Genomic DNA, 19,822 nt, shown 5'->3' on the forward strand with positions numbered 1-19,822 from the left:
GCTAGCGTCCAATGCCAGTCTGCCACTACCCTGCCCTCATCATGCTGCGAGCCCTGCTCTTGTCCCTCACCCTGATCACCGGTCTGGCCCAGGCCAGTACCACCCGGCAATCCCCCGTCAGCCTCGATACCGACCAGGGCACCCTGTATGGCAGCCTGCTGGTGCCACAAAGCGACAAGCCGCTACCGGTAGCGCTGTTGATCGCCGGCTCTGGCCCTACCGACCGCAACGGCAACAACCCCGAAGGCGGCCATAACGACGCGCTTAAGAAGCTGGCCCAGGTTCTGGCGCGCAATGGCATCGCCAGCCTGCGCTATGACAAGCGCGGCGTCGCTGCCAGCCGCGCCGCCACCCCGGACGAGCGCGACCTCAGCGTCGAACACTACGTGGCTGACGCCGAAGGCTGGGCCAGGCTGCTGAGGAAGGATCCGCGCTTCGATCGCCTGATACTCATCGGCCACAGCGAAGGTGCGCTGATCGCCAGCCTGGCTGCGCCCGCCAGCCAGGCCGATGCGCTGGTGTCCATCGCCGGCCCCGCCTACCCCATCGGCCAGGTGCTGGACATGCAACTGGCCATGCGCCTGCCACCGCCCCTGCTGGACGAAAGCCGGCACATACTCGCCAACCTGATTCGCGGCAAGCTGCAGCCCAAGGTGCCCAAGGAGCTGCAAGCGATCTATCGCCCCAGCGTGCAGCCCTACCTGATCAGCTTGCTGCGCCAGGATCCGGCAGAGAACTTCGCGGCATTGCAGATTCCCGCGCTGATCGTGCAAGGCACCCACGACGCCCAGGTCAGCCCGGACAACGCCGAGCTGCTCAAGCAGGCCAAGCCCGACGCCGAACTGGCGCTGATCCCTGGCATGAACCATGTCATGCGCATCACCCCGGCGCCCTGGAACGAACAGGTAGCGTCCTACGACGATCCGCAGCTACCCTTGGCCCGTGCTCTGGGCGAGCGGATCGTCGCGTTCATTCGCTCCAGCGCAGAGAAAAACGGTCGATAACCTGCAAAATGACCCGACCAAGCGCACAGGACGCCCATGAGCGAGAACCCAGCCCCGGAGGCGCAGGCCCCCGAAGACGCAGCCGCAGCCAGCGAAGCGGCCGCCGCGCCACACCCCTGGTCTGAACTGCCAGCCGAGCAGTTCAGCCTGCTGCGCCTGGCGCCGCTCCCCGTCGACCGCGAAACCGGGCCAAGACCGATGCGTTTCGTCCAGCTTGGCCGGGTGGAGCGTCACACCCGGAGTCTGAGCATGCTGCGCCTGACCGTTCAGGTGCCAGGCCAACGCCTGCATCGGCAGAGCAACCTGCTGGAAGTCTGGGCCGATCATCAGAACAAGGAGGTTCGTTTCGGTCCGGACAAGGGCTTCAGCGTGGAGCCGGCCAATCGCGGCCTGGGACGTTTTCTCATGGCCCAGGGCATTGCCTGGGCACGCAAGCAATTCGCCCATTACACCGTCGAAGGCGGCGCGCTGCCGACCAAGGACAACTTCAACGACGCTGCCCGTGCCCGCCGCGACCACGCCGTCAAGGCGCAGGGCTTCACCATCGAGTACAGCGACCCACTGCAGCTCAAGCCCTTCTACAGCGCGCCACGGGTCAGTTCGCTGCATGGCGACTGGCAAGCCGAGAAGGTGCAGATCATCGAACTGCTGGATGCCGCGGCGATGCTGCAGCTGGCAGACCAGAACCTGCAGGAGCAGGACGCCAAACTGCGCAAGCTGGGAGATCGGGTCGAGCGCCTCAAGCGCGAAGACAGCGGCCTGCGCTTCACCATCACCTGCCTGGTGGCGTTCAGCCTGTTTCAGGCGGGGTTGCTGATCTGGATCGCCACGCGCTGATCCATCGCGGCCGAAGCGCAATGTGGACCAGGTCATGGCGCCTTTCTCGGCATGAACCGGTGGACTGCTCGCTTCGCTACGAGCAGTCGGCGCCCCGATCCGCCCTAGGCCCTGATAGATATCGCGGCTGAAGCCGCTCCTACAGTAGGAGCGGCTTCAGCCGCGAAAAACCATCCGCTCAGCCCTTCAGCCGCGAACGAAACAGTTCCTGATGCTCGCGGCACTGCTTGGCCGCCAGCAGGAACACGCCGTGTCCGCCACGCTGGAAGTCCAGCCAGGTGAAGTCCACTTCCGGGTAAAGCGCTTCGACATGCACCTGGCTGTTGCCCACCTCGACGATCAGCACGCCGCGTTCGGTGAGATGATCGGCCGCCTCGGCCAGCATGCGCCGCACCAGATCCAGACCATCATGACCGCAGGCCAGGCCCATCTCCGGTTCGTGCTGGTATTCGGCGGGCATGTCGGCGAAGTCTTCGGCGTCGACATAAGGCGGGTTGGAAACGATCAGGTCGAAGCGCTGGCCTGGCAATTCGGCGAAGCCATCGCCCTGCACGCAGTACACGCGATCCTCCAGGCCGTGGCGCTCGATGTTGAGGTTGGCCACCTCCAGCGCATCGAACGACAGATCGCCCAGCACCACTTCCGCTTCAGGGAACTCGTAGGCACACGCGATACCGATGCAGCCGGAGCCGGTGCACAGGTCGAGAATGCGCGCCGGTTCACTCGGCAACCAGGGCGCGAAATGACGGTCGATCAGCTCGGCGATCGGCGAGCGCGGCACCAGCACACGCTCATCGACGACGAAGGGCAAGCCGCAGAACCAGGCTTCGCCCAGCAGGTAAGCGGTGGGGACACGCTCTTCGATACGACGCTTGAGCACGGCCTGCAGGTGCGCATGCTCGTCGTCTTCCAGACGGCAATCGAGATAGGCGTCGGAAATTTCCCAGGGCAGGTGCAGCGAACCGAGCACCAATTGACGCGCCTCGTCCCAGGCGTTGTCGGTGCCATGGCCGAAGAACAGTTGCTCGGCCTGAAAACGGCTGACGGCCCAACGGATGTAATCACGCAGGGTGCGTAAACGAGTAGAGAGAGCAGTCACGGGCGGCCTCCGGGTGAAAAGTGCGGAAGTTTAGCCCAGTGCAGGTCGCTCGCGCATGAATGACAGGTTAACGAAAGCTCAGGAGCGCTCGCGTTTCTTGCGCACCAGGTCATCATCCGGGCGCCGCAGCTCGCGCAGAACGGCGATGGCCACAGCGATGGAGAACAACAGCCAGAAATATTGGGGTAACTGCGGCAAAAGCGACATGGCAACTCCTTTTGCGTACGACCCCGAGTCCTTCGGGGCAGTTCCGATTCTGCTCCGGCAAAACGCACCGAGCAAGCCTTGGCGCAGATAGAGGTTCACAGAGCGCTCTGGCAAGCGGACAATGGCACATCATCACCATCAGCCAGGAGCCCGAGATGTCCCATCCGCAAACCATGTTCCAGCTCACCGGTCGTGGCCACGCACCGGCCAGCCTGAACAATGCGACCCTGCTGATCATCGACGCCCAGGAAGAGTACCGCAGCGGCGTGCTGGCGCTGCCGGGGCTCGACGCTGCGCTGGCGGAGATCGCCAGCCTGCTGGCAGCAGCGCGCAGTGCCGGTGCCGACATCGTTCACGTCAAGCACCTCGGTATTCCCGGCGGCCTGCTCGACCCCAGCGGCCCGCGTGGTCGCCACCTGCCGGAAGCGGCCCCACTGGCTGGCGAGATCGTGGTCGAAAAACGCCTGCCCAATGCCTTCGCCGGCACCGAGCTGCATGATCGCCTGCAGGCGCTCGGCCATCTCGACCTGATCGTCTGCGGCTTCATGACCCACTCCAGCGTCAGCACTACCGTTCGCGCCGCCAAGGACTATGGCTACCGCTGCACCCTGGTCGATGCCGCCTGCGCCACCCGTGACCTGCCGGCGCCAGATGGCAGCGTGATTGCCGCCGCCGAGGTGCATCGCATCGAGGTGATCACGCTGGGCGATAACTTCGCCACCCTGGTGCCGAACGCCAAAGCGCTGGTGTGAACGCGCTAGCAGTCTTGCCTGCGCGGCGGAACCCAGGCGTAACCAGCCGGTCATACCGCCGATAAGCCAAAGGAAATCGGAATGAAGCTGTCCGACGATTTCGATGCACGCCGCCTGCGCCCACGCCAGCCGAGAAACTGGCGTATGCGTATCGGAGCCGGTCTGGGTGCGCTGCTCGCCGCCTTCGGCATTCTCCTGGCAATGGCCGGCGTCGCCTCTCTGGCCGGTCGCGCGCCGGTTCTCGGGACGCTCAACGACACCACGGGCGAAGCCATCATCCTGCTGCTGTTGGGCCTGTTCCTGTTGTGGGCCGGTATCGCCTTCTGGCGTCGCTGCCGCAGGCGCTTGCGGCGCCCCAACGATCTGAGCCTGTCGCCCTCGCTAATGAAAAAGCACGACTGACCAAGCGAAACATCGCCCACAGCAGCCGCAGAAGCTGGCTTGCCAGCGACGCTGTTCGCCAAGTGGCCCGGTGAGCGCCAGTAGACCGGCTGCTACAAATTCGTCTTTCTACGCTTACACGACCGGCATTTGGGTAAAATGCCAGCCTGTTTCGCGGAGCCTCCGATGCAAGACGACGACTTTTCCCTGTTCCAGGCCGAGCTGCGCGGCGTCAAGCCGCTCAAGCACGACCGTGCCGACACTGGCAAACCCAAGCCTGACCGTAAACAGTTCAACACCCTGCGCCAGGCTGCGACCATCAGCCAGGGCGAGATCAAGGTGGACGGCCTGTCCGATCAGTTCGTCATCGACGTCGGCGCCGAAGACCCGTTGTACTGGGCCGGCAACGGCGTGCAGGACGGCCAGATGCGCAAGCTCAAACTGGGTCAGATTCCCTTCGACGGCAGCCTTGACCTGCACGGCATGAGCGTCGAGAAGGCACGCGATACGCTATGGGAGTTTCTTGCCGAAGCCACCAAACTGGAGATTCGCTGCGTGCGCGTCACCCATGGCAAGGCCGTGCGCATGGACGGGCGCAAACCGATGATCAAGAGCCATGTGAACACCTGGCTGCGTCAGCACCCACAGGTACTGGGCTTCAGCTCCTGCCTGGCCAAGCATGGTGGTACCGGCGCGGTGTACATCATCCTCAAACGCACCATGATGGATGGCCGCGACGAGTAATCAGAGCACCTGGCACTCTTGCCAGGCCCCTGTCGGCGCCCTACCCTGCGCCCTTCGATACCCAACAGGATTTTCCATGTCCCTGGAACAACACTACACCGCGATCCTTGGCCAGCTCGGCGAGGACGTTTCTCGCGAAGGTCTGCTGGACACGCCCAAGCGCGCCGCCAAGGCCATGCAGTACCTGTGCCGTGGCTACCAGCAGACGCTGGAGGAAGTCACCAACGGCGCGCTGTTCAGCTCCGACAACAGCGAGATGGTGCTGGTGAAGAACATCGAGCTGTACTCGCTGTGCGAACATCACCTGCTGCCGTTCATCGGCAAGGCTCACGTTGCCTACATCCCCAACGGCAAGGTGCTGGGCCTGTCCAAGGTGGCGCGTATCGTCGATATGTTCGCCCGCCGCCTGCAGATCCAGGAGAACCTCAGCCGGCAGATCGCCGAGGCGGTCGAGCAGGTCACCGGCGCGCTGGGCGTGGCGGTGGTCATCGAGGCGCAGCACATGTGCATGATGATGCGCGGCGTGGAGAAACAAAATTCCTCCATGGTCACCTCGGTGATGCTCGGCGAGTTCCGCAGCAACCCGGCGACTCGCGGCGAATTCCTCAATCTGGTTCGCTGAGCCAGACACCCGAAGACGGCCGCTCACTTGCGTGAACGGCCGTCGGCATTTCAGGAGTTAGAAAGATGTTGCTCAAAGCCCTTCGTATCGGCCTGGGCCAGCTCGTTGTGTTCGTCGACTGGATCAGCCGCCCGCGCAAGCTCAAGCGCAGCCCCGAGGCGCAAGCCGACGTCGAACGCGCCACGGCCAACCTGGCGCTGTACCAGTTCCACGCCTGCCCGTTCTGCGTCAAGGTGCGGCGCAACCTGCATCGCCTGAACCTGCCGGTGCAACTGCGCGATGCCAAGCACGATGCCGAGCATCGCCAGGCACTGGAACAGCAAGGCGGCCGCATCAAGGTGCCGTGCCTGCGCATCGAGGAAAACGGTCAGAGCACCTGGCTGTACGAGTCCAAAGCGATCATCGCCTATCTGGATCAGCGCTTCGCCAGCTAACGCGGTGGGCGTGGATCAGGTTTCATCGATCCACCGCTGCGCTGGACCCGCTGCAACCGATCCATCGCTTTGGTGGATGAAAAGAGCGTCATCCACCCTACCCGAGCCCAGCTGACAGCGTAGGGTGGAACACGCCCCTGCTGGCGGACCTTACTCCGCGAGCCTTGGAGCGGCCCAGCACCGGTCATTTCGCGGCTGAAGCCGCTCCTACAAGATCGGCACCTCTTTGTCCGCCTCTGCTCGCGAACAGCTCCCTAGGGTTCGATGCCGTAGACCTTGAGCTGGTCGACAAACTGCGCTTCATCCAGCACCTTGACGCCCAGTTCGCTGGCCTTGGCCAGCTTCGAGCCGGCACCGGGCCCTGCTACCACGCAATGAGTCTTGGCCGATACCGAGCCGGCCACTTTGGCCCCCAGGCTCTCCAGCTTGCCCTTGGCCACGTCGCGGCTCATAAGTTCCAGGGTACCGGTGAGCACCCAGGTCTGGCCGGCCAGCGGCAGCCCTTCGGCGACCTTCTTCTCGCTTTCCCAGTGCATGCCGAAATCACGCAGTTGCTGCTCGATCGCACGAGCCCGCTGGGCGTTTTCAGCATTGTCGAAAAACTCGCGCACGGCCTTGGCCTGTTTTTCCGGCAAGGCCTGGCGCATATCCAGCCAATCACCGCCGAGCACGCCATCCAGATTGCCGAAACGCTCGGCCAGCTTCTGCGCCGCGCCAGGGCCAACACTGGGAATGTTCAGCTTGTCGAGCATGCCGCCCAGAGTGGCAATGGCCGAAAATTCAGCGCTCAGCTCCCCCTCCTCTTGCAGCTCGAGGCCACACTCACCCAGCAGAGCGCTGATCACCTGTTGATTGTGTGCGTCCTCGAAAAAGCTGTGGATCTCGTGCGCCACTTCCAGACCGATATCCGGCAAGTAGGTGAGCACCTGCGGCAGCGCCTGACGCACGCGCTCCAGTGAGGCCAGGGAACGCGCCAGCACCTTGGCGGTTTCCTCGCCGACATCGGGGATGCCGAGTGCGTATATGAAGCGCGCCAGGGTCGGCCGCTTGCTGTCCTCGATGGCTGCCAGCAGTTTGTTGCTGGACACCTCGGCGAAGCCTTCCAGGCCGATGATCTGCTCGAAGGTCAGTTTGTACAGGTCCGCCGGCGACGCGATCAGCTCCTCGTCCACCAGTTGCTCGATGGTCTTGTCGCCGAGGCCTTCGATATCCATGGCACGGCGCGAGACGAAGTGGATGATCGCCTGCTTGAGCTGCGCCTGGCAGCTCAGGCGACCAACGCAGCGATACACCGAGCCTTCGCTGAGCGACTCCTTTCCCTTGCTGCGCTTGACCAGTTGCGTGCGCTCCACCGCCGAGCCGCACACCGGGCATTGCTCGGGAATGTGCACCGAGCGCGCGTTATCCGGGCGACGCTCGGGCACCACGGCCATCACCTGCGGGATCACGTCACCGGCGCGGCGGATGATCACCGTATCGCCGATCATCACGCCGAGGCGCGCCACTTCATCCATGTTGTGCAGGGTGGCATTGGCCACCATCACGCCGGCCACCCTGACCGGGTTCAGACGCGCCACCGGCGTGACCGCGCCAGTACGGCCGACCTGGAATTCCACGTCGAGCAACTCGGTCAGCTCTTCCTGCGCCGGGAATTTGTGGGCGATGGCCCAGTGCGGCGTACGCGCGCGGAATCCCAGCTGCTGCTGGTCTTCGATGTTGTTGACCTTGAACACCACGCCATCGATGTCATATTCCAGACTCAGACGCCGCTCACCGATGTCGCGGTAATACGCCAGGCAATCTTCGACGCCCTTGGCCAGTTTCAACTCACGACTGATGGGCACGCCCCAGGCCTTGAGCTGCTGCAGCATGGTCACCTGGGTGCCCGGCAGCTCGCCGCTGACCTGGCCGACGCCGTAGCAGCAGAACTCCAGCGGGCGGCTGGCGGTGATCTTAGGATCGAGTTGGCGCAGGCTGCCGGCAGCGGCGTTACGCGGATTGGCGAAGGTCTTGCCGCCACTCTCGGCCTGACGGGCGTTGAGTTCCTCGAAACCGGACTTGGGCATGAACACTTCGCCACGCACCTCCAGCACTTGCGGCCAGCCTTCGCCCTGCAGCTTCAGTGGTACGTTGCGGATGGTGCGCACGTTGCTGGTAATGTCCTCGCCGGTGCTGCCGTCGCCGCGCGTGGCGCCACGCACCAGTTGGCCATTCTCGTAGCGCAGGCTGACCGCCAGGCCATCGAGCTTGGGCTCGCAGCTGTACTCCACCTCGGCGCCGCCACCGAACAGATCGCCGCCCTGAAGGCCAAGACCGTTCTGCACGCTACGGTCGAACGCGCGCATGTCGTCCTCTTCGAAGGCGTTGCCCAGACTGAGCATCGGCACTTCATGGCGCACCTCGCCAAAGGCGCTGAGCGCCTCGCCACCAACGCGCTGGGTCGGCGACTCGGGCGTCACCAGTTCAGGGTGCTCGGCTTCCAGCGCCTGCAACTCGCGGAACAGACGGTCGTACTCGGCGTCCGGTACGCTCGGTTCGTCCAGCACGTAGTAGCGGTAGTTGTGCGCGTCCAGTTCATTGCGCAGTTCGGTAATACGTTGGGCGGCGTTGGTCATGCTCGGTCTCTCAAACGAAAAGAGCAGCCTCGGCTGCTCTTTTGCAATGCACTGGTGTTTCAGCGTTTCTGGGTCAACTGCCGACGCTCGAATTCGACGATGCGCTGACGGTAGTGTTCGATGGTCTGTGCGGTCATCACGCTGCGCTGGTCATCCTTCAGCTCGCCGCCCAGTTCGTGGGCCAGCTTGCGCGCAGCGGCGACCATCACGTCAAAGGCCTGCTTGGGATGACGCGGGCCGGGCAGACTGAGGAAGAAGCTCACCGCGCGGGTGCTGAAGCCTTCGATGTCGTCCAGGTCGAAAGTACCCGGCTTGAGAGCGTTGGCCATGGAGAACAGCACCTCGCCATTACCGGCCATGCTTTCGTGGCGGTGGAAGATATCCATCTCGCCGAAGCGCAGGCCACTTTCGAGAATGTTCTGCAGCAGTGCCGGGCCCTTGAAGCCGAAATCATCGCGCGCAACCACGTTGATCACCAGCACTTCCTCCACCGGTGCCGCATCGGCTGCCGGCCTGGCGGCTTTCTTCGATTCCTGGGGCTCGTCATCGACCGGATTGAGCAAGGTCGGCACCGGCTCGTCGACGGCCAGATTGAGGTCACCCTGCTGCGGCTCGTTGCGCTGACGACGCGGCAGGTCCTTGGCGCTCATCGACGGCAGGTCGTCTTCGTCCAGCTGCGGTTCGCGGTCATGATTCACCACGCGCGGCGGGCTGAGCAGATCCGGGTCACTGTCGTCATCGGGCATGTTGGCGAAGCTGCGGTCGAGCTTGAACTTGAGCCTGCCCTTGCCACCGCGCATACGGCGCCAGCCGTCGAAAAGAATGCCAGCGATGACGATGATGCCAATAACGATCAGCCACTCGCGCAGACCGAATTCCATGAAATACCTGACCCTTAACAATTCTGGTGAAAAAAAGATCCAATCAAACGGATCACAACTCGACTATAAAGCGCGGCGCCAACTTGATGTTCTATCGGACGTTTTCCGCGTGTAACAAAAGTGGGCAATAAGCTAGCACGACGAAAGACAACTTTACACAGGGAGCCACACAAGGTTTTGCCTATATTCAGTTAATCTCGCAGCGCTCTGCCATCATGCCTCCACCATCGCCAGCGCCTCCTCGACATCCACTGCCACCAGGCGCGAGCAACCAGGCTCGTGCATGGTAACCCCCATCAACTGATCGGCCATTTCCATGGCGATCTTGTTGTGGGTGATGTAGATAAACTGCACCGTGGCCGACATCTCCTTGACCAGGCGCGCATAGCGCCCGACGTTGGCGTCGTCCAGCGGTGCATCCACTTCGTCCAACATGCAGAACGGCGCCGGGTTGAGCTGGAAGATGGAAAACACCAATGCCAAAGCGGTCAACGCTTTCTCTCCACCGGAGAGCAAATGAATGGTGCTGTTCTTCTTGCCCGGGGGCCTCGCCATGATGGTTACACCGGTATCGAGTAAATCTTCGCCGGTGAGTTCCAAATAAGCGTTGCCGCCACCGAAAACTTTTGGAAAGAGTGCCTGCAAACCGCCATTGATCTGATCGAAGGTGTCCTTGAAACGATTACGCGTTTCCTTGTCGATCTTGCGAATGACGTTCTCCAAGGTTTCCAGCGCTTCGACCAGATCGGCGTCCTGCGCATCCAGGTAGCGCTTGCGCTCGGACTGCTGCTGGTACTCGTCGATGGCCGCCAGGTTGATCGGCCCGAGGCGGGCGATGCGAGCAGCCATGCGCTCCAGCTCCTCTTCCCAGGCACTCTCGCTGGCTTCGGCCGGCAGCGTGGCGATCACCCCATGCAGGTCGTAGTTGTCCTCGGCGAGCTGATCGGCCAACGCCTTGCGCCGCACGTTGAGCGACTGCCAGTCCATGCGCTGCTGCTCCAGCTGGCCGCGCAGCAGTTGCGCCTGCTGCTCGGCCTGGGTGCGGCGCTTCTCGGCATCGCGCAATTCGCGGTCGGCATCTTCCAGCGCCAAACGCGCCTGACGCAGCTCGTCGTCCACCGCCATGCGCCGTTCGAGCAGTTCTTCGAGCTTGATGCGCAGCTCTTCCAGCGGCGCCTCTCCCTCTTCCAGGTTCAGCGACAGTTGCTCACGCCGCTCGTGCAAACGTTCGGCCTGCAGTTGCAGACGCTCCAGCGCCTGGCGGGTGGAGTCGTGCTGAGCCTTGAGCGAGCCAACGCGCACTGCCAGCTGGTGAGCATGATCCTTGTGCTGACGCGCGTCCTGGCGCACCCGGTCGAGACGTTCACGCAGGCTGTCGCGACTGGCCAGCAGGCTTTCGCGCTGCTCGTTGTCCTGCGCCATGGCATCCAGCGCATCCTGCAGTTGCAGGCGTGATTCGCCCAATTGCTCCTGCTCGATCTCGCGCTGCTCGGCTGCTTCCTGCAATTCGTCCTGCAAACGACGACGGCGCAGGCCCAATTGCTCGGCCTTGGCCTGACTGGCCGACAGGCGCGCCTTCAGCTCGGCCAACTGGCGCGCCAGTTCCTGCCCCTGGCGTCGCTGCTGTTCGCGCAGTTCCTCCTGGCGGCGCTGCTCGTCACGCAGCCCCAGCAAACGCTCATCCAGTTGCGCCAGACCCGCCTCACGCTCCTCGCGCTCAAGCTGCAGGCGCTCTAGCTCCTGACCCCGCGCCAGCACGCCGCTATCGGATTCTGCGGCGCGACGCACACGCAGGAAATGCCGACCGACCCAGTAGCCGTCGCGGCTGATCAGGCTTTCGCCGTCCGCCAATTGCGCACGGGCAGCCAGCGCCTGTTCCAGGGACTCGACCGGGCGCACGCTGGCCAGCCAGGAGGCCAGGTCGTGGCTCGACTCGACCTTGTCCAGCAGGCTGCCGGCGCGGCGCGCACCGCCACTGGCCGGGCTGGCCAGACGCAGTTCGCCCTGTTCCAGGGCGGAGAAATTCAGGCCGGCGAAATCATCCAGCAGCACAGCCTGCAAGTCGGCGCCGAGCACGGTTTCCACCGCCTGCTCCCAACCGGCGTCCACGCGCAGCCCTTCAGCCAGGCGTGGACGCTGCTGCAAGCCCTGCTCACGCAACCACTCCCCCGCGCCTTGGCCAGGATCGAGCGCTGCCTGCTGCAGCGCCTCCAGCGAAGCCAGGCGACCGTTCAGCCGCTGCAGCTCGCCCTGTGCCTGCTGCTGAGCCTGACCTGCCTGCTGCAATTCCTCGCGCAGTTGTTGCAGGCGCTCGGCCTGCTGCTCCTCGGCCAGTTGCAGTGCTTCGTGCTCCAGCTCGCCGACGGCCAACTGTTCGTTCAGTTCTAGAATGGCGGCGTCTTCAGGGTCGGCCGTCAGTTGCTGCAGTTCTTCATTGAGACGGCGCTGGCGTTCGCTCAGGCGTTCCAGGCTCTGTTCCAGCTGGGCGATGCGCGACTGCTGCACCTCGGCCTGACGGCGCGGCTCGGCGCTGCGCTGGTTGAAGCCATCCCATTGTTCCTGCCAGCCATGCATGCTGGCCTCGGCCTCTTCCAGGCTGGCAGCGGATTCCTCGGCAGCGGCGGCGGTCATCTCCTGCTCGGGCAGGAGCATCTCCAGTTCTTCGCCCAGGGTGGCCAGCAGCGTGCTGTCGTGGCCGAGGTGCGACTCGGTTTCCAGGCGCGCCTTTTCCGCTTCACGCAAATCATCCTGCAACTGGCGCAGGCGCTGCTGGCCATGCTGAATGCTCTGCTCGACGCGGGCGATATCGCCGCCCACGGAATAGAAGCGGCCCTGCACCAGATTGAAACGTTCGCTCAGTTCGTGATGGCCATCGCGCAGGCGCTCGATGGCCGCATCGGCACTGCGCTGCTCGGCGACCAGGGCCTCGAAGGCCACTTCCTGGTCGCCGATCACCTGCTCGCGGCTGCCGACCTGCTGGTTCAGGGTCTGCCAGCGCAGCGCCAGCAGTTGAGCCTTGAGCTGACGCTCCTCGGCCTTGTATTCCTGGTACTTCTCCGCCGCCTGGGCCTGACGGTGCAGGCGTTCGAGCTGGCGTTCTAGCTCTTCACGCAGGTCGGTCAGGCGCGCCAGGTTTTCCTGGGTGCGGCGGATGCGGTTCTCGGTCTCGCGGCGGCGCTCCTTGTACTTGGAAATGCCGGCGGCTTCCTCGATGAAGTTGCGCAGCTCCTCAGGCTTGGCCTCGATCAGCTTGCTGATCATGCCCTGCTCGATGATCGAGTAGCTGCGTGGCCCCAGGCCGGTGCCGAGGAAGATGTCGGTGATGTCGCGGCGCCGGCACTTGGTGCCGTTGAGGAAATAGGTGTTCTGCCCGTCGCGGGTGACCCGGCGGCGGATGGAGATCTCGGCGAAGGCGGCGTACTCGCCCACCAGCGAGTTGTCGCTGTTGTCGAAGATCAGCTCGATGGAGGCCTGGGTTACCGGCTTGCGCGTGTTGGAGCCGTTGAAGATGACGTCGGTCATCGACTCGCCGCGCAGGTTCTTCGCCGAGCTTTCGCCCATCACCCAACGCACGGCGTCGATGATGTTGGATTTGCCGCAGCCGTTGGGCCCGACCACCGCCGCCATGTTGCTGGGAAAGCTCACCGTCGTCGGGTCGACGAACGACTTGAAGCCGGCCAGCTTGATGCTCTTCAGGCGCATCGCGGCTTAGCGCTCGGCCAGGGTCGCCAGCACCAGCTGGCAGTTGTGCTGACCGTAGGCCTGCAGGACTTCGCGGGCACGCTCGTGGTCACGGGCGATGATCGCCTGCAGCAGGCTGGCGAAGGTGCCCATGAACTGGCCCATCTCGCCTTTGCGGCGCTCCAGCGCCAGGTGGTAGGTGCGACTGATGGCCGGCAGCAGATTCTCCAGGGTTTCCTGCAGATAAGGGTTGTCGGCGAAGGGAAAGGCGGCGCGCATCACGTCAAAACTGCCCTCGACGAAGGCAGCGATATCGCCGCGCTCCAGGCTGGCCAGCAGACGCTGCTGGATCTCGATGAACGGCGCCAGATCGGTTTCCACCTTCCAGCGCTCGATCACGGCGCGCGCCAGCATGATGTAGAGCTCGATGCTCAGGGCATAGAGGCTGGTGACGTGATGCGGGGTCAGTTCGCTGACCTGGGCACCGCGACGCGGCAGGATCACGATCAGGTGACGGCGCTCGAGAATCAGCAGCGCTTCGCGCACCGAACCACGGCTGACATTGAGGGCCTGGGTAACTTTTTGCTCCTGGATGCGCTCACGTTCCTTGAGCTCACCGCGAATGATGCGTTCGGCCAGGTAATGGGCAATTTGCTCGGCGAGGCTGTCCGGGGCCTTGAACGTCATGACATTCCTTATTTGCGTCGAACCAGGGCAGGCGGTCGAGTCTGGGAGCCCCGCCACGGCTGGGCGGGAGCAAGAAAATCTGGCGGCGAGTGTAACACAGCGTGTTACCGCGCCAAACGCCCTCGCGGCGCACTTTCCCTTCTAAAGGTTGGGCATGGAAGTCTGGTCACGAAAATCGATTGTCCTACAATCGAACACCAATTCAACAACAAGAATTGACCGGAGAAAACCATGCTCGAACGCCTTCCTTCGCACTGGATGCTCGCCCTGAAAAAGGTCGGCTACTGGGTCTGGCTGATACCGGTACTGGGTATTCCACTGAGCTACCACTGGTCACTGGGCAGCCTGCATGCCGACGCCTGGCCCTGGCTGGTGATCAGCGTGGTGTTCGGCGTCATTCCCCTGCTGGATTTCGTCGTTGGCCGCGATCCGGCCAACCCGGATGAGCGCGACGACGTACCGGCACTGGAAGCCCAGGGCTACTATCGCCTGCTGAGTCTGGCCACGGTGCCGATGCTGCTGGCGATGCTGATGTGGAGTGGCTGGATATTCGCCACTCACGAAGGCTGGAGCTGGGTCGGCCAGCTCGGCTGGATGCTCTCGGTCGGCACGGTGATGGGCGCCATCGGCATCACCGTCTCGCACGAATTGATCCACAAGGACGCGCCCCTGGAGCAGAACGCAGGCGGCCTGCTGCTGGCAGCGGTGTGCTACGCCGGCTTCAAGGTCGAGCATGTGCGCGGCCACCATGTGCATGTCTCGACGCCCGAGGATGCCTCCTCCTCGCGCTTTGGCCAGAGCCTGTACGCCTTCCTGCCCCACGCCTACAAGCACAACTTCCTCAACGCCTGGCGGCTGGAGGCCGAACGCCTCAAGCGACGCGGCCAGCCGGCCCTGCATTGGCGCAACGAGCTGATCTGGTGGTACAGCACCAGTGCGCTGTTTTTACTCGGCTTCACCCTGGCCTTCGGCTGGCTCGGTGCACTGTTCTTCCTCGGCCAGGCGCTGACGGCCTTCACCCTGCTGGAGATCGTCAATTACGTCGAACACTACGGCCTGCACCGGCGCAAACTGGACAACGGCCGTTACGAGCGCACCACGCCACACCACTCGTGGAACAGCAACTTCCTGCTGACCAACCTGTTTCTCTTCCACCTGCAGCGCCACTCCGACCACCACGCCTATGCCAAGCGCCGCTACCAGGTACTGCGCCACTTCGACGACAGCCCGCAACTGCCCAATGGCTATGCCGGAATGATCGTGCTCGCCCTCTTCCCACCGCTATGGCGTGCGGTAATGGACCCCAAGGTGCGCGCCTACTATGCCGGCGAAGAGCACCAACTGAGTGAATCGCAGCTGACCTGAGCACCCCGCTCGAGCACATCCGATCAACCCCGGCAGCGCAGGCTCCCGGGGTTTTGTTTTGTAGGGTGCCTCCGGGCCGCCCAGGTCGTGCGCACCTGCGTTGCGAACAACCTGGGCGCACGCGGCCTGGACGCCTCGCGGCAGCCGATACACAGCCCTTGCTGGCATGAAAACCGCTACTCTCAAGCCATGAATCCGGCCGGCCGCGCTCATAACCGAAACGCATGACAAGCAGCTGACCACAAGGTCAAATATTTGTTGACCCAAAAGTCAGAAAACTCTAGATTGCCCCCAATGGCCAATCACGCCCGGGCCCTGCAATGCGTGCACACACCCGGCGAGCCAAACGATTCATAACAATAAAGTGCCTGGAGGTCGTCCTTGATCCAGTTTTTACTCAACCGGGAGCTGCGCACCGAGCATGCCCTGGACCCCAACGTCACTGTGCTGGGCTACCTGCGTGAGCACGTCGGCAAAACCGGAACCAAGGAAGGCTGCGCCTCCGGCGACTGCGGTGCCTGCACCGTGGTGGTGGGCGAGCTCGATGGCGAGCGCGTGCGCTATCGCACCCTCAACTCCTGCCTGACCTTCGTCTCCAGCCTGCACGGCAAGCAACTGATCACCGTCGAAGACCTCAAGCACCAGGGCAAGCTGCACAGCGTGCAACAGGCGATGGTCGACTGCCACGGCTCGCAGTGCGGCTTCTGCACCCCCGGCTTCATCATGTCGCTGTTTGCCCTGCAGAAGAACTCGGCCGGCTATGACAAGGGCACCACAATGGAAGCCCTGGCCGGCAACCTGTGCCGCTGCACCGGCTACCGCCCGATCATCGATGCCGCCGAGCAGGCCTGCTGCCAGAAGCAGCCTGATCAGTTCGATGCCTTCGAGAGCGATACCGTCGCCCAGCTCAAGGCCATCACCCCGCGTGAAACTGCCGAACTCAACAGTGGCGACAAGCGTTGCCTGGTGCCGCTCACCGTGGCCGACCTGGCCGACCTCTACGCCGCCAACCCCGAAGCGCGCCTGCTGGCTGGCGGCACCGACCTGGCCCTGGAGGTCACCCAGTTCCACCGTGAACTGCCAGTGATGATCTACGTCGGCCATATCGAAGACATGAAGCGCATCGAAGTGACCGACAGCGCCATCGAGATCGGCGCCGCCGCCGCGCTGTCCGATTGCTACCAAGCGCTGTCGCACGAATACCCGGACTTCGGCGAGCTGCTGCACCGCTTCGCCTCGCTGCAGATCCGCAACCAGGGCACCCTGGGCGGCAATATCGGCAACGCCTCGCCCATCGGCGACGCCCCGCCGCTGCTGATCGCTCTCGGAGCGCAGATCGCCCTGCGCCAGGGCAACACCCGACGCATCCTGCCGCTGCAGGACTACTTCCTCGACTACAAGGTGACCGCGCGCCAGGAAGCCGAATTCATCGAGAAGATCATCGTGCCGCGCAAACAGGCGAACCAGGCGTTCCGCGCCTACAAGGTGTCCAAGCGCCTGGACGACGACATCTCCGCCGTCTGCGCCGCCTTCAACCTGACTATCGAAGATGGCGTGGTGACGGACGCGCGCATCGCCTTCGGTGGCATGGCCGCCATCCCCAAGCGCGCCAGTGCCTGCGAGGCCGCGCTGGTCGGCTCGGCCTGGTATCCGGGCGTAATCGAACACGCCTGCGAGGCGCTGGCTGAGGACTTCACCCCGCTGTCGGATTTCCGCGCCAGCAAGGAATACCGCCTGCTCACTGCCCAGAACCTGCTGCGCAAGTTCTTCCTGGAGCAGCAGTCGCCCGAGGTCGAGACCCGGGTGACCGCTTACGCGTAAGCGTGCAGTGAATTGATCCGCCGCTGGCCCGCCCGGCGGCATGCGAAGTTTTGGAGGCGAAGATGTCCAGTCATATCGAACACAAATCCCAGGAAGAGCTGGCCGCCCTGTTCCGCGCCGGCATGACCAGCGGCGTCGGCCGCAGCGTCAAGCACGAGAGCGCAGACAAGCATGTGTCCGGCGAAGCGGTCTATGTCGACGACCGCCTGGAATTCCCCAACCAGTTGCACGTTTACGCGCGCCAGTCCGACCGTGCCCATGCGCGCATCGTGCGTATCGACACCCGCCCTTGCTACGAGATTGCGGGCGTGGCCATCGCCATCACCAAGGATGACGTACCCGGCCAGCTGGATATCGGCCCGGTGGTCGCCGGCGACCCGCTGCTGGCCGACGGCAAGGTCGAGTACGTGGGTCAGGTGGTGCTGGCGGTAGCCGCTGACAGCCTGGAAACTGCGCGCAAGGCAGCGATGGCCGCGATCGTCGAATACGAGGACCTGGAGCCGGTGCTCGACGTGGTCGAGGCCTACCGCAAGAAGCACTTCGTGCTCGCCAGCCACACCCACCGCATCGGCGACTCGGCCAGCAAACTGGCCAGCGCCCCGCGTCGCCTGCAGGGCTCCCTGCATATCGGCGGCCAGGAACACTTCTACCTGGAAACGCAGATTTCCTCGGTCATGCCGACCGAAGATGGCGGCATGCTGGTCTACACCTCGACGCAGAACCCCACCGAAGTGCAGAAACTGGTCGCCGAAGTGCTCGGCGTGCCGATGAACAAGATCGTCATCGACATGCGCCGCATGGGCGGCGGTTTCGGCGGCAAGGAAACCCAGGCCGCCGGCCCGGCGTGCCTGTGCGCGGTGATCGCGCACCTGACCGGCCGGCCGACCAAGATGCGCCTGCCGCGCATGGAAGACATGAGCATGACCGGCAAGCGCCACCCCTTCTACGTCGAGTACGACGTCGGCTTCGATGACGACGGCCTGCTGCACGGCATCGAGATGGACCTGGCCGGCAACTGCGGCTACTCGCCGGACCTGTCCGGCTCCATCGTCGACCGCGCCATGTTCCACTCGGACAACGCCTACTTCCTCGGCAACGCCACCATCAACGGTCACCGCTGCAAGACCAACACCGCGTCAAACACCGCCTATCGCGGTTTCGGCGGCCCACAGGGCATGGTCGCCATCGAGGAAGTGATGGATGCCGTCGCGCGCAGCCTGGGCAAGGACCCGCTGGAAGTGCGCAAGCGCAACTACTACGGCAAGACCGAGCGCAACGTCACTCACTACCACCAGACCGTCGAGCACAACGTCATCCACGAGATGACCGCCGAGCTGGAGGCAAGCTGCGAGTACGCCAAACGCCGTGAAGAGATTCGCGCCTTCAACGCCAAGAGCCCAGTGCTGAAGAAAGGCCTGGCCATGACCCCGGTGAAGTTCGGCATCAGCTTCACCGCCACCTTCCTCAACCAGGCCGGCGCGCTGATCCACATCTACACAGACGGCTCGATCCACCTGAACCACGGCGGCACCGAGATGGGCCAGGGCCTCAACACCAAGGTGGCGCAGGTCGTCGCCGAGGTCTTCCAGGTCGATATCGAGCGCATCCAGATCACTGCCACCAACACCGACAAGGTGCCCAACACCTCGCCCACCGCAGCCTCCAGTGGTGCCGACCTCAACGGCATGGCCGCGAAGAACGCCGCCGAGACCATCAAACAGCGCCTGGTCGACTTCCTGGTGCGCGAGTACAAGGTCACCCCGGAAGACGTGGAATTCCGCAACGGCCAGGTACGGGTGCGCGATCATTTCCTGTCCTTCGAAGAGATGATCCAGAAGGCCTACTTCGGTCAGGTCTCGCTGTCCTCGACCGGTTTCTACCGCACTCCGAAAATCTACTACGACCGCGACAAGGCGGCTGGCCGTCCCTTCTACTACTACGCCTACGGCGTAGCCTGCGTGGAAGTGCTGGTCGACACCCTGACTGGCGAGTACCGCATGCTACGTGGCGACATCCTGCATGACGTCGGCGACTCGCTGAACCCGGCCATCGACATCGGCCAGGTCGAAGGTGCCTTCGTCCAGGGCATGGGCTGGCTGACCATGGAAGAGCTGGTGTGGAACGCCAAGGGCAAGCTGATGACCTGCGGCCCGGCCAGCTACAAGATCCCGGCCATCGCCGACATGCCCATCGACCTGCGCGTGAAGCTGGTGGAGAACCGCAAGAACCCGGAAGACACCGTGTTCCATTCCAAGGCAGTAGGCGAGCCGCCGTTCATGCTCGGCATCGCCGCCTGGTGCGCCCTGAAGGACGCCGTGGCCAGCCTGGCCGACTACAAGGTGCAACCGCAGATCGACGCCCCGGCCACCCCCGAGCGCGTGCTCTGGGGGGTGGAGCAGATGCGCAAGCTGAAGGCTACGGCCAAGGCTGCCAATGCGGCCGAGGTCGAAACGGCCTGACGCGACCGGCCCCCTCTCCCATTCATGGGAGAGGGTTGGGGAGAGGGTGGCTCAGGCAACTCGATGGAGCCGGCAACCCTCTCCCCCGCCCCTCTCCCGCAAGCGGGAGAGGGGAGAACAGCTCGTAGGGTGGACAACCGCGAAGCGTTGTCCACCAGAGTCGTGAATGAAGAACAAAGCAGGTGTACAACAATGACAAAACACACCGAACCGAATAATCCACCCGCTCGCCC

The 19,822-nt window shown here is 63.7% G+C and carries 16 protein-coding genes; 10 read left to right on the forward strand and 6 right to left on the reverse strand.

The window, feature by feature from the left end; translation table 11 throughout:
- Nucleotides 1-11: 11 nt before the first annotated feature.
- Both PCLY_RS22565 and PCLY_RS22570 read left to right on the forward strand, forming a co-directional pair.
- Nucleotides 12-1,004 (forward strand): alpha/beta hydrolase, encoded by a 993-nt coding sequence (locus tag PCLY_RS22565; RefSeq protein ID WP_061242494.1) that lies wholly within the window; start codon nucleotides 12-14, stop codon nucleotides 1,002-1,004.
- 36 nt (nucleotides 1,005-1,040) lie between these two features.
- On the forward strand, nucleotides 1,041-1,841 hold the full coding sequence (locus PCLY_RS22570) for a hypothetical protein (RefSeq protein WP_061242496.1): 801 nt from the start codon (nucleotides 1,041-1,043) through the stop codon (nucleotides 1,839-1,841).
- 178 nt (nucleotides 1,842-2,019) lie between these two features.
- Here the strand turns inward: PCLY_RS22570 and prmB are convergent, their stop codons facing one another.
- On the reverse strand, nucleotides 2,020-2,940 hold the full coding sequence (gene prmB / locus PCLY_RS22575; protein WP_061242498.1) for a 50S ribosomal protein L3 N(5)-glutamine methyltransferase: 921 nt from the start codon (nucleotides 2,938-2,940) through the stop codon (nucleotides 2,020-2,022).
- A gap of 78 nt (nucleotides 2,941-3,018) precedes the next feature.
- On the reverse strand, nucleotides 3,019-3,147 hold the full coding sequence (locus PCLY_RS25345) for a hypothetical protein (protein WP_269451546.1): 129 nt from the start codon (nucleotides 3,145-3,147) through the stop codon (nucleotides 3,019-3,021).
- Nucleotides 3,148-3,302: 155 nt separating this feature from the next.
- Between PCLY_RS25345 and PCLY_RS22580 the strand changes: the two genes are divergently transcribed.
- The 5 genes from PCLY_RS22580 (at nucleotide 3,303) to PCLY_RS22600 (ending at nucleotide 6,080) form a co-directional block, all read left to right on the forward strand.
- The gene (locus PCLY_RS22580) at nucleotides 3,303-3,899 is read left to right on the forward strand and encodes a cysteine hydrolase family protein (protein ID WP_061242501.1); all 597 of its coding nucleotides are present in this window, start codon (nucleotides 3,303-3,305) and stop codon (nucleotides 3,897-3,899) included.
- Nucleotides 3,900-3,980: 81 nt separating this feature from the next.
- The gene (locus PCLY_RS22585) at nucleotides 3,981-4,301 is read left to right on the forward strand and encodes a hypothetical protein (protein ID WP_061242502.1); all 321 of its coding nucleotides are present in this window, start codon (nucleotides 3,981-3,983) and stop codon (nucleotides 4,299-4,301) included.
- Nucleotides 4,302-4,466: 165 nt separating this feature from the next.
- Nucleotides 4,467-5,024 carry a Smr/MutS family protein gene (locus PCLY_RS22590; protein ID WP_061242504.1) on the forward strand — a complete coding sequence of 186 codons (558 nt, stop codon included), beginning with the start codon at nucleotides 4,467-4,469 and terminating at the stop codon, nucleotides 5,022-5,024.
- A 76-nt stretch (nucleotides 5,025-5,100) separates the two neighbouring features.
- Complete coding sequence (gene folE, locus PCLY_RS22595; RefSeq protein WP_037002777.1) at nucleotides 5,101-5,646, forward strand: GTP cyclohydrolase I FolE; 546 nt, start codon at nucleotides 5,101-5,103, stop codon at nucleotides 5,644-5,646.
- Between the two features lie 65 nt (nucleotides 5,647-5,711).
- Nucleotides 5,712-6,080 carry a glutaredoxin family protein gene (locus tag PCLY_RS22600; RefSeq protein WP_061242506.1) on the forward strand — a complete coding sequence of 123 codons (369 nt, stop codon included), beginning with the start codon at nucleotides 5,712-5,714 and terminating at the stop codon, nucleotides 6,078-6,080.
- Nucleotides 6,081-6,334: 254 nt separating this feature from the next.
- Here the strand turns inward: PCLY_RS22600 and ligA are convergent, their stop codons facing one another.
- The 4 genes from ligA to PCLY_RS22620 all read right to left on the reverse strand — a co-directional run bounded on the left by ligA (nucleotide 6,335) and on the right by PCLY_RS22620 (nucleotide 13,944).
- A complete protein-coding gene (ligA, locus tag PCLY_RS22605) occupies nucleotides 6,335-8,695 on the reverse strand; it encodes an NAD-dependent DNA ligase LigA (RefSeq protein WP_061242508.1) in 2,361 nt (786 codons plus the stop codon).
- Nucleotides 8,696-8,754: 59 nt separating this feature from the next.
- Nucleotides 8,755-9,576 (reverse strand): cell division protein ZipA, encoded by an 822-nt coding sequence (zipA, locus tag PCLY_RS22610; protein WP_061242510.1) that lies wholly within the window; start codon nucleotides 9,574-9,576, stop codon nucleotides 8,755-8,757.
- A 213-nt stretch (nucleotides 9,577-9,789) separates the two neighbouring features.
- On the reverse strand, nucleotides 9,790-13,278 hold the full coding sequence (smc, locus tag PCLY_RS22615; protein WP_061242512.1) for a chromosome segregation protein SMC: 3,489 nt from the start codon (nucleotides 13,276-13,278) through the stop codon (nucleotides 9,790-9,792).
- Nucleotides 13,279-13,284: 6 nt separating this feature from the next.
- On the reverse strand, nucleotides 13,285-13,944 hold the full coding sequence (locus PCLY_RS22620) for a GntR family transcriptional regulator (protein WP_061242514.1): 660 nt from the start codon (nucleotides 13,942-13,944) through the stop codon (nucleotides 13,285-13,287).
- Between the two features lie 231 nt (nucleotides 13,945-14,175).
- Here PCLY_RS22620 and PCLY_RS22625 point away from each other — a divergent pair, with 231 nt between their 5' ends.
- From PCLY_RS22625 to xdhB, 3 genes are all read left to right on the forward strand, one after another.
- Nucleotides 14,176-15,309: an alkane 1-monooxygenase gene (locus PCLY_RS22625; protein ID WP_061242517.1), complete on the forward strand. Its 1,134-nt coding sequence runs from the start codon at nucleotides 14,176-14,178 to the stop codon at nucleotides 15,307-15,309.
- 381 nt (nucleotides 15,310-15,690) lie between these two features.
- Nucleotides 15,691-17,130: a xanthine dehydrogenase small subunit gene (gene xdhA / locus PCLY_RS22630; RefSeq protein ID WP_061242519.1), complete on the forward strand. Its 1,440-nt coding sequence runs from the start codon at nucleotides 15,691-15,693 to the stop codon at nucleotides 17,128-17,130.
- Nucleotides 17,131-17,192: 62 nt separating this feature from the next.
- On the forward strand, nucleotides 17,193-19,589 hold the full coding sequence (gene xdhB / locus PCLY_RS22635; protein ID WP_061242521.1) for a xanthine dehydrogenase molybdopterin binding subunit: 2,397 nt from the start codon (nucleotides 17,193-17,195) through the stop codon (nucleotides 19,587-19,589).
- Nucleotides 19,590-19,822: the final 233 nt, after the last annotated feature.

Origin of the sequence: Ectopseudomonas composti, from assembly GCF_001567565.1 — a bacterium.
Taxonomy (GTDB): domain Bacteria; phylum Pseudomonadota; class Gammaproteobacteria; order Pseudomonadales; family Pseudomonadaceae; genus Aquipseudomonas; species Aquipseudomonas composti_A.